8 protein-coding genes, 1 other RNA gene and 3 pseudogenes are annotated in these 9,704 nt (G+C 64.0%); 2 read left to right on the top strand and 10 right to left on the bottom strand.

Translation table 11 applies throughout. The features are described from left to right. A partial coding sequence (locus XpopCFBP1817_RS22235) for a hypothetical protein (RefSeq protein ID WP_208619653.1) occupies positions 1–345 on the top strand: 345 nt, incomplete at its 5' end. A 56-nt stretch (positions 346–401) separates the two neighbouring features. Here XpopCFBP1817_RS22235 and pepQ read toward each other — a convergent pair. From pepQ to rph, 9 genes and pseudogenes are all read right to left on the bottom strand, one after another. After that, positions 402–1,730 carry a Xaa-Pro dipeptidase gene (gene pepQ / locus XpopCFBP1817_RS17495; protein ID WP_128418094.1) on the bottom strand — a complete coding sequence of 443 codons (1,329 nt, stop codon included), beginning with the start codon at positions 1,728–1,730 and terminating at the stop codon, positions 402–404. A 75-nt stretch (positions 1,731–1,805) separates the two neighbouring features. Continuing rightward, a non-coding RNA gene (locus tag XpopCFBP1817_RS17500) (sX9 sRNA) lies at positions 1,806–1,881 on the bottom strand. Positions 1,882–1,943: 62 nt separating this feature from the next. After that, positions 1,944–2,291: pseudogene (locus XpopCFBP1817_RS17505) on the bottom strand (PilZ domain-containing protein). Next, positions 2,288–4,435, bottom strand: a pseudogene (locus XpopCFBP1817_RS17510) (DUF1631 family protein); the annotation flags it as partial. The pseudogenes XpopCFBP1817_RS17505 and XpopCFBP1817_RS17510, both read right to left, overlap by 4 nt. Then, positions 4,396–4,581, bottom strand: a complete 186-nt coding sequence (locus XpopCFBP1817_RS24135; protein ID WP_425479128.1) for a hypothetical protein — start codon at positions 4,579–4,581, stop codon at positions 4,396–4,398. The pseudogene XpopCFBP1817_RS17510 and the gene XpopCFBP1817_RS24135, both read right to left, overlap by 40 nt. A gap of 169 nt (positions 4,582–4,750) precedes the next feature. After that, positions 4,751–5,902 (bottom strand): radical SAM family heme chaperone HemW, encoded by a 1,152-nt coding sequence (gene hemW / locus XpopCFBP1817_RS17515; RefSeq protein ID WP_128418095.1) that lies wholly within the window; start codon positions 5,900–5,902, stop codon positions 4,751–4,753. Further along, positions 5,896–6,195, bottom strand: a complete 300-nt coding sequence (locus XpopCFBP1817_RS17520; RefSeq protein ID WP_128418096.1) for a hypothetical protein — start codon at positions 6,193–6,195, stop codon at positions 5,896–5,898. Before XpopCFBP1817_RS17520 ends, hemW begins: the two co-directional genes overlap by 7 nt. Before the next feature lie 10 nt (positions 6,196–6,205). After that, positions 6,206–6,808, bottom strand: coding sequence for an RdgB/HAM1 family non-canonical purine NTP pyrophosphatase (rdgB, locus tag XpopCFBP1817_RS17525; protein ID WP_128418097.1), 603 nt, complete (start codon positions 6,806–6,808; stop codon positions 6,206–6,208). Then, positions 6,805–7,530 (bottom strand): ribonuclease PH, encoded by a 726-nt coding sequence (gene rph / locus XpopCFBP1817_RS17530; protein ID WP_128418098.1) that lies wholly within the window; start codon positions 7,528–7,530, stop codon positions 6,805–6,807. The genes rdgB and rph overlap by 4 nt, the downstream gene beginning before the upstream one ends. 109 nt (positions 7,531–7,639) lie before the next feature. Between rph and XpopCFBP1817_RS17535 the strand changes: the two genes are divergently transcribed. Continuing rightward, entirely contained in the window at positions 7,640–8,500 is an 861-nt protein-coding gene (locus tag XpopCFBP1817_RS17535) for a YicC/YloC family endoribonuclease (protein ID WP_128418099.1), read from the top strand. A 367-nt stretch (positions 8,501–8,867) separates the two neighbouring features. Here XpopCFBP1817_RS17535 and XpopCFBP1817_RS17540 read toward each other — a convergent pair. Next, positions 8,868–9,562 (bottom strand): annotated as a pseudogene (locus XpopCFBP1817_RS17540) (IS5 family transposase); the annotation flags it as partial. Between the last annotated feature and the right edge of the window lie 142 nt (positions 9,563–9,704).

Here is a 9,704-nt window from a genome sequence, read left to right on the forward strand (position 1 = left end):
GATCATGTCTGTCGTTCTCCGCTGGCAGGGCGTCAAGTCAATGATGGCAGATTGCTGGGGTTTTTAGAGGCTCCTTTAATATTGACCACGGTTCTAGCTGTTGCGCCCGTCATGGCAGCTGGCACGACAAGAATTTCAGCAAATGCGAGCGGCCCAGCAGATGAGTTGAAGACAATCAGTAAAGAGCAAGTATTTGCTGCGCATTGGCAATCAGCCTGGAACAGCTGCAAAGCAGGCTCCCCGTCCACGCGGTACCTAGTTCTGACCGGATTCAAGGTGATTAGCAGGGACTTGAGGGGTAATTACTCGGTGATCAGTTATTGGGCGTGCAAAGATAGTCGCTGAATCGTGCGAGTCCGGTGCTGATAACGGTGCGGCCATGTCGCTTTCCAATCAAAATTTCAGGTGGGGGCGGCAAACACCTGGCGCGTCAGGTTGTCTGGCGCGTCATCGGTGCACACCACTTCGTCTTCGATGCGGATGCCGCCGTAAGGTTTGAACTGCGCAACGCGTGCCCAGTCGACGCTGGCGGCGTGGCCGTTCTTCTTCACTTCGTCCAGTAGCATGTCGATGAAGTACACGCCTGGCTCGATGGTGACCACCACGCCCGGTTCCAGCACGCGGGTCAGGCGTAGGTACGGGTGACCGGCGGGGCGTTCGATGCGGTCGCCGCGGTCGCTGGCGGCGAAGCCGGCCACATCGTGCACCTGCAGGCCGATCAGATGGCCCACCCCGTGTGGAAAGAACGCGGCGCTGACGCCGGTGGCGAGTGCGGCTTCCGGTGTCACGGTGAGAATGCCGAAGTCCTTGAGGATGCCCATCAACGCCAGATGTGCATCCACATGCAGGTGCTTGTAATCCACGCCCGCGCGCACGTTCTGGCCCATGCGGATCTGTGCGGCGTCGACCGCATTGATCAGCGCCTGGAATTCGCTGCCCGGGTCGGCGGCATAGGTGCGGGTGATGTCGCTGGCGTAGCCGGAAGCCGAAGCGCCGGCATCGATCAAAAAGCTGCGTAGCGGCTGCGGCGGCTGCTGGCCAAGTTCGGTGTAGTGCAGCACCGCGCTGTGTTCGTTGAGTGCGATGATGTTGCCGTACGGCAGTGCGTTGGCGTCCTGGCCCACGGCGGCGCAATAGGCCATGTGGATGCCGAACTCGCTCTGACCTGCACGGAATGCCGCTTCGGCGGCGCGATGGCCGCGGACTGCCAGCTGCTGGGCGAGGCGCAGTAATGCCAGTTCGTACGGCGTCTTGAAAGCGCGCTGGTAGTCCAGGTAATCGATCACCGGCTGCGGGTTGTTCGGCACGTAAGCGCCGAGCGCACTTTGCGCTTCGCCGAGAATGGCGCAACGCTTGGGCTGCCTGGGTAGCAGTGCCAAGGCCTCGTCCGGAGTGCGGATGATGTGGATCTCGTAGTGCTGCACCCACCAACCGCTGGGAGCGTCGGGCACTACGTGCCAGTAGTCGAACGGCTGGTAAAAGATCACCGTGGGGCGCTTGCCTGGCGTGTAGATCAACCAGCTGTTCGGCACCCGCGTCAGCGGCAGCCAGGCCTTGAATTGCGGGTTGACCGCGTACGGGTAATCGCGGTCGTCGAACACCTGGTAGTGCGTGCCGCCGCTGGGCACGACCAAATGATCGAAGCCGCCGCGCTGCAGCGCCGCGTCGGCGCGTTGGGTCAGTGCGCGCAGGTGGTCGGAATACAGGTGGCTCAAGGACGCCTGGGTCATGCGGGGCTCGATCGGCAATGCAAAGGCAATGCGCAATTTTGCCGCAATCCTGGCAGCGGCGTTGTGCCCTGCAGCGGCTCGCAAGACGTAGCGAGCAGTCGTCAGGTGGGCGTGGACGGCGCGGAAGAACCGGCGTGTACGAGGGGTACACGCCGCACCAAGCACCGTGCCGCGCCCGCCTTATGGTGAGCGCAGTTGTTTTGTCAGCCGCTCTTAGCCGGCCATGTGTTCTTCGGCGATCCAGGCGCGCAGGCGCCGCCGATGCGGCTCTGAGATGGTCAGGAAGCGAAAGCCGGCCCAGGCTTGTCTGGGTGCATGCGCGGCCTCGGACTACAGCAGGTGCACGCCGAGATCGATCTCGGTGACGCGGCCCACGCGCTCGGGCAGGGTGAAGCGCAATTGGTACAAGGCCTCGTCATGCAGCGGAGCCGACGCCAACAGCAGCATGCCGGTTTCCGACACATTACCGACCCGGCCGATCTGCGCCTCGCTGAGCATGTCGGTGACCGGCACCAGATCGGTCGGTTGACGGCGTGGTGCGCGGCGGGTGTCCTGAATCATGGGGCGAGCTCTGCAGCGGGCGACTGTCTGGCCAGGCTGCGCAACGTGCGCACGGTGGCATGCCAGGCGCGGTCGATCAGGCGCGACTTTTCTTCGACCAGCAAGCGCGCCTGGCCGCCGGCCATCAGCCGCGAGAGACCATCCAGCGACTGCTCGGCGACCTTTTGTCCGGCTGATTGACGAACAACGCGTTGTCGGTCATCGGGCTGTACCAGGACAGCCGTTGCCGGCGCAGATCGCCCTGTTGATTGATCACGAATTCGAACCACGTGCCGAATGGCAGCCGACGCAGATGCGTGTAGCACTCCTCTTCGGCCGGCGAGCGCGGTGTGGCGATGTGCTTGCGCGGGGGCGTTGTCGCCCTGGCCGCCTAGCCGCGTGCGCGCCCTGAGTTTGGCGGTGAGTTCGGTGCGCGAGGTCATCTCGTCCTCTCCACCTGGCGTGGACAGGCGCCGCGCGATCGCCGCCGCTTCGTCCTGGTGATAGCCCACTTGCAGCAGCGCGGTTTCGACATCGCCACCGAGCGCGGTGTCCGTGGGCTGACCCTTGCTGCGACCGGTGACCTCGGCGATACGCGCTATCAACGCCTGGCGCTCATCCCATTCGGGCGATTGCTCGCCCTGCCGCAGCAGCGTGAGCGTGAGCACGTCCGACCACGCCTGGCGCAGCAGCGATTGCACGAAACGCGGCGGAGCGCTCTGCTCGCACAGCTGCTCGATACGCGCGGCGGCCTGCTGCTTGGCCGACGCAAGCCGGTCCTTGCCGCGCGCGGCATCCATATGGCGATGCTCGGCGACCTCGGCCTTGCGCGCCAGCGTGCGCAGATGCGTCTGGATATCGTCGTTGGCCGCAGCAAAAATGCGTTCGTCGCCTTGATCGTCGTTGACGATCGTGTCGACCGCGCTGCCCAGCTTGTGCAGTAACTGCGGATCGACATCGTCCTCGCCCAGCCACACCGCACCGGACTCGGCCACAGCGTTGAGCAATTCGCGCACCGGTTGCTGATCGCGCACGAAAAAATGCGCATCCGCCAATGCCGCGCGCACCACCGGCACCTGCAATTTGGCGAGCAAGGCCTGCGCCGGGGTCTGCTCGCGTACTTCGCGTTGCATCTGCGCGTAGAGCAGGCCGAGCGGGTCGAAGGTGTCGGTGTCCTGCGGGCGCAGCGCGGCGTCCGGCCCGTGCTGAGCCCGCAGCAGGTCCAGCACTCGACGCTGCACCGCATCGATGCCGGTGGGCTGTGTCGATGCAGTCGCTTGCGCCGCTAACGTGCCTTGCAGGCTGGCCAGCGCGTGGCCGAGGACGGCTTTGGGCACCGCCGTGGAAGCAAGCTGGGGAGATGCTTTTTTATGGGTTGTCTGCGAGCTTGTCGCAGGCGCTGCGCTGTGACTTGCAGAACGGTGATTCGCACAGGGGCCAGTGCTGCCCGCCGCCTGCGACTGACGCGCCGACGACATCAGGCCGCCAAGTGCCTGTATCGCATCGCTCAGTGCAGGTGTCGCCCGCTCACCGTCTGTAGCCGCAGCCAGTGTCAGCGGAACATCGGACGGATCCAGCAAGGCGCTCTGCCACGGTGTCGGTGCGGATTGTCCGCTCCAGCTGGTTGCCGGCCGCCCGTTGCGCGGCGGCATCGCGCGCGCGTTGGCGGTTGCAGCATCCTTCGATGCAGTGGCCGGTGCAGGCGGTGCACGCCGCGTCTGCACCGGCGTGGGTTTGACCAGATACGGGTGATAGATCAGCCCCGGCAGGATGCCTTCCTGCGCAGGAACGCGGTTGGCACGCGCATAAAGATCGTTCAAACGCTCGATGACCTGACGCTCGAACACCCGGTACAGCGTGAGCTGCCCATCCGGGCTCAAGCTCAGCGTTTCGCCGCACTGGCGCAAGATGCGGCACAGCGCGGACGGGCCGAGCGGCACCGCTTCAAGTTCGAATTCGGCAACGACGCCGATCACCGCCAACCGTTGCGCCAGCAATTGCAGCGCATCCGCACGGCGCGAGGTTTCGCGGCGTACGATCTCGCTGAGCACGATCTCGCGGTCGATATCGGTATCTTCCACCAGCGTGAGCATCTGCGGATGCGCCGCCGCATTGGCCTGTGGTGTCAGCGATATGGGCGCTCGCGCAGATTGGCCAGATCCTGCGCCAGTTGCTGTGGAAACGCTTGCGAAAACCGATCGATGTGATCGCGCAAGTCGCGCGTCTGCGCATAGGTTTCGGCCTGGATCTGGCTGTTGCGTGCATGTTCGGCCTGATGCAGCAACTCACGCTCCAGCTCGACGATGGTCAACCGCAGCGGCCAGCTGAGCGCTCAGAAGCGCCGGGCGACAGGGTGCTTCAAGCACCTGCGGGCGCGTTTGTTGCGCACAATCGGTGATATCCGCGCGATTGCTGCTGCCGACGCTGCGAGCAATCGTGCTTCTGCGCTAGCGGTTGCGCAGTGGCTTCGATCGCCGCTGTCAGGCCAGAAATAACTCGACCACATCATTGGTGAAGCGGCGGCCCAGCTCGGTCGGCACCACGCGTCCGTCCTGCGCGGTCATCCAGCCTTGCGCAATCGCGCGCGCCACTGGCAGTTCGATGGCGGATGCCGCCAGGCCGGTGCAGACTTCGAAGTCGCTCAGCCGAAAGCCTTCGTGCAGGCGCAACAGGTTGAGCATGTATTCGAACGGCAACCGCTCAGGCGGCACGGTGTCATCGCCACCGATCGACGCCGCACCACCGGCGCTGGCAAGGTAACTCTGCGGATGTTTGTGCTTCCAACGCCGCAGCACGTGCTGTTCGGCGCCGGAACTGATCTTGCCGTGCGCACCGGCGCCGATGCCCAGATAATCACCAAAGCGCCAGTAATTGAGGTTGTGCGCGCATTGCCGCCCGGGCCTGGCGTAGGCGCTGACTTCGTATTGCGCGTAGCCGGCCTCGGCCAGCAGGCGCTGGCAATGTTCCTGGATGTCCCAGGCCGCATCGTCATCGGGAATACCCTTGGGCGGCCGCGCGAAGAACACCGTGTTCGGCTCCAGCGTGAGCTGGTAATGCGATAGGTGGGTGGGCTGCAGCGCAAAGGCGCGCTCAAGATCGCGCTCGGCCTGCGCCAGGGTCTGCTCGGGCAACGCGTACATCAGATCGATATTGACATTGTCGTAGCCGGCATCCTGCGCCAGCTTGATCGCACGTTCGGCCTCGGCGCTGTCGTGGATGCGACCGAGCCGCTGCAGCGCCACATCGTCGAAGGTCTGCACACCGAAGCTCAGACGGTTCACGCCAGCGGCGCGATAGCCGTCGAACCGGCCATGCTCGGCGGTGCCTGGATTGGTTTCCAGAGTGATCTCCAGATTCGGTGCGAAGCGCAATCGCGCAGCAGCCGCTTGCAGAAATCGATCGATCGCCTCGTGCGGAAACAGGCTAGGCGTGCCGCCGCCGAAAAAGACCGAATGCACCACGCGCCCCCACACCAACGGCACATCGTTGTCCAGATCGCGAATCAATGCATCCACGTACTCTTCGAACGGCAGCACGCCCTTGGCCGCATGCGAATTGAAATCGCAGTAGGGGCATTTGCGCACGCACCAGGGTAGGTGGACGTAGAGCGAAAGCGGGGGCGGAATCAGCATGGCGGGGTGTAGTAGCCCAGACAGCGCTCGGCGGTGGTCAGCGCATCGCCTTGCCGATCGATCTGCGCGTAGCGCTCGCAGCCATGCGCCAGGCAGTGCGTGTAGTTGACTTCGTCGCGCCAGCGGTCAATTGTCACGTAGCGCCCGGGCGCTTGCGCGCGCAGCAGTTCGGTGCCCAGGGAGCCCGCGTCATCGGCGAACAATGCGGCCCACGCACCATCGGCTCCATACAGCGCTTCAAAAGCGGGCGCGTGCACATCGCTGACGTCGTGTCCCCAGAGTGCGACAAACATCGTCTCTGCCTCAGCTAGCCAACTGCGTCAGCTGCGAGCGCAGCAGCGCCAGCGCCCGGCTGCGGTGACTCAGCCGGTTCTTCAATGCGTTGTTCATTTCCGCTGCGGTCAGGCCGTACACTGGATCCAGAAACACCGGGTTGTAGCCGAAGCCACCATCGCCGCGCGGTTCGGTGCTGATCGCCCCTTCCCAGCTGCCTTCGGCGATCAGCGGTTGCGGATCTTCCGGGTGACGCAGCAGTACGATCACCGCATAAAACCGCGCGCTGCGGCGCTCGGCCGGCACCTCGCGCATGGCGTCGAGCAACTTGGCGTTGTTTGCCTGTGCATCGGTCGGGCTGCCGGCGTAGCGCGCGCTGTACAAGCCGGGCGCGCCGCCCAGGGCATCGACGATCAGGCCGGAGTCGTCGGCCAGTGCCGGCAAGCCGGTCACTGCGCTGGCATGGCGCGCCTTGATCAAAGCGTTCTCGACGAAGGTCAGGCCGGTTTCCGGCACGTCTTCTACACCCAGTTCGCCTTGCGCCACGATACGCAGCGGCAGCTCGGCGAGCATGGCGCGCAGTTCTTCCAGCTTGCCGGCGTTACCGCTGGCCAGGACCAGGCGACGGCTCATCCGGCCAGCGCAGCGCGTTGCAGGGCAAACAATTCGCTCATGCCTTTTTCGGCGAGTGCGAGCAGCGCGTTGAGTTCGTCGCGTCGGAAGGCATGGCCTTCGGCGGTGCCCTGCAGCTCGATGAAACCGCCGCCATCGTTCATCACCACATTCATGTCGGTGTCGCAGTCGCTGTCTTCGGGGTAATCCAGATCCAGCACCGGCTCGCCGCGATAGATGCCCACCGACACGGCGGCCACCGCGCCGATCAGCGGATGCTTTTTGATGTCGCCACGCTTGAGCAGCAGGTTCACCGCATCGGTCAGCGCCACGTAGGCGCCAGTGATGGCGGCGGTGCGGGTGCCGCCATCGGCCTGCAGCACGTCGCAGTCCAGGGTGATGGTGCGCTCGCCCAAGGCATTGCGATCCACGCAGGCGCGCAGTGCGCGGCCGATCAGACGCTGGATTTCCAGCGTGCGCCCTCCTTGCTTGCCGCGTGCGGCTTCGCGGTCGTAACGGGTGTGGGTGGAGCGCGGCAACATGCCGTATTCGGCGGTCACCCAGCCTTCGCCCTTGCCGCGCAGGAACCCCGGCACGCGGTTTTCCACGCTGGCGGTGCACAGCACGCGGGTATCGCCGAAGCTGACCAGCACCGAGCCTTCGGCGTGACGGGTGAAGGCGCGTTCGATGCGCACCGGGCGCAGCTGGTCGGCCGTGCGGCCGCTGGGACGGGAAAAGGTCATGCGATGAGTCCGGAAGTCGGTAGGTGGTTCTGGGGCGGCGCGTGGCGGGGCGGTCAGCCAGCGCGGGCCGCTAGGGTACCATTCGCGCTTTGAAGGCACGGGACTGACGATGATTCGAAGCATGACCGCGTTTGCTGGCGGCGAACGCATCACGCCCTGGGGCACGCTCGGTTGCGAGCTGCGCTCGGTTAACCATCGGTTTCTGGAAATAGGCGTGCGCCTGCCCGAAGAACTGCGTGCGCTGGAGCCGCTGCTGCGCGAACGGGTGGCGGCGAAAAACAGCCGCGGCAAGCTGGATCTGGCGCTGCGCCTGCGCGCGCCGGACAACGCGCAGACCCTGGCCGTCAACGAATCGCTGCTGCAGGAGTTAGGCGCACTGGCCACGCGCCTTGACGGGATGTTCCCCAAGCTGCAGGTCGGCTTCACCGATCTGCTGCAGCTGCCCGGCGTGCTGCAGGTGCAGGACGTGGATGCCCCCGCGCTGCAGGCGCAGGCCCTGGCCTTGCTCGACGAGGTGGTGGACGGTTTCGTCGCCGCGCGCGAGCGCGAAGGCGGCAAGCTGGCCGAGGCGATCAGCGAGCGGGTCGATGCCATCGAACGCAGCGCCGCTGACGTGCGCACGCTGATTCCCGTCATCCGCGAAGGCCAGCGCGCCAAATTGGCCGCACGCCTGGCCGATCTGCCGCATCCGGTGGACCCCGGTCGCGCCGAGCAGGAACTGGTGCTGTGGCTGCAAAAGCTCGACGTGTACGAAGAGCTGGATCGCCTGTCAAGCCATATTTCCGAGATCCGCCGCGTGCTCAAGCAGCGCGAACCGGTGGGCCGTCGATTGGACTTCCTGTTGCAGGAATTCAACCGCGAGGCCAATACGCTGGGCTCCAAGTCGGTGGACAGCCGCACCTCCAATGCCGCGGTGGAACTGAAGGTGCTGATCGACCAGATCCGCGAGCAGGTGCAGAACATCGAGTAGCTTTGTCGAGGCGTGAAATACGAGTATTGCTGCTATTTGAAATTTTTTGAAAAAAATATTCACAGCTTCTGCAGGCGTGCAAGCAGCAATCGGAAATTCATTCGACGTGATTTGGAAACAGGGAGCATTACAACGATGTTGACCCATCTGCACATCGAGAACTTCAAAGCCTGGAAGGACACCGGTCCTGTTCGGCTTGCGCCGCTGACCGTCATCTTTGGTGCCAACAGCGCTGGAAAGAGCAGTTTAGGGATGGTCTGAACAACACGGTCGGAGGATGCGGAAACCCGCATCGGCCACGCCCATGGCGCTCAGATCCTCGATTCTTCGCCGTTTCTGGCGCATTTCCGGGGTATTGCCCGGATGACAGGCGCACCATCCCCGCGACAGGCAGCAACTGCTTTCGCTTCAGCCACAGGTTGGACAGCGCAAACAGCGTCAGCACCTGCGCGGTGTTCTTCGCTAGGCCGCGATAGCGCACCTTGACGTAGCCAAACTGACGCTTGATCACCCGAAACGGGTGTTCCACCTTCGCACGAAAGGAGTACTGGTTGCCTTTCTTCGTCTGGTGCATCTCCGGATCGCGCTCACCGTCCTTGTTCTTGGTCGAGCTGGGCGCGGCAATGATCGTGGCATCCACGATAGTTCCACCGCGCAGGCTCTGGCCTTTGCGCGACAGGTGCGCATTGACCCGCTTGAACAGCTTGCGCGCCAGATCGCGCGTCTTCAGCAACCGGCGGAAGTTGAGGATCGTTGTCTCGTCCGGCACATCATCCAACCCGCCGATCTTGGCGAAACGGCGCATCGACATCGTGTCGTATAAGGCTTCTTCCGCAGATGGAGCGCTCAGTGCATACCACTGCTGCAACAAGTGGATGCGCAGCATCGTCTCCAGCGGATACGGCTGCCGGCCCGGCTGCCCCCATTTCGCGGATAGTGCGGTTCGATCAGCGCCAGCAGATCCTTCCACGGCACCACCTGATCCATCTCGGACTGCAATACCTCCCCGCGCGTCTGCTTGCGCTTACCCGCGTACTCCCCGTCGCCGAAAGACAGTTGCATCGTCGTTGTCCCGTTGGGCTTTGCACGATTGTCGCAGGATCAGAGGGAGTTGTTCAGACCTTCCTAAGAGCCCGTTCAAAGTCTTCCCGAATTATCCGATCATATGGAGATGAGAGCACGCTATCCCAGTGACGTCAGCCGC

Origin of the sequence: Xanthomonas populi (genome assembly GCF_002940065.1) — a bacterium.
Lineage (GTDB): Bacteria > Pseudomonadota > Gammaproteobacteria > Xanthomonadales > Xanthomonadaceae > Xanthomonas > Xanthomonas populi.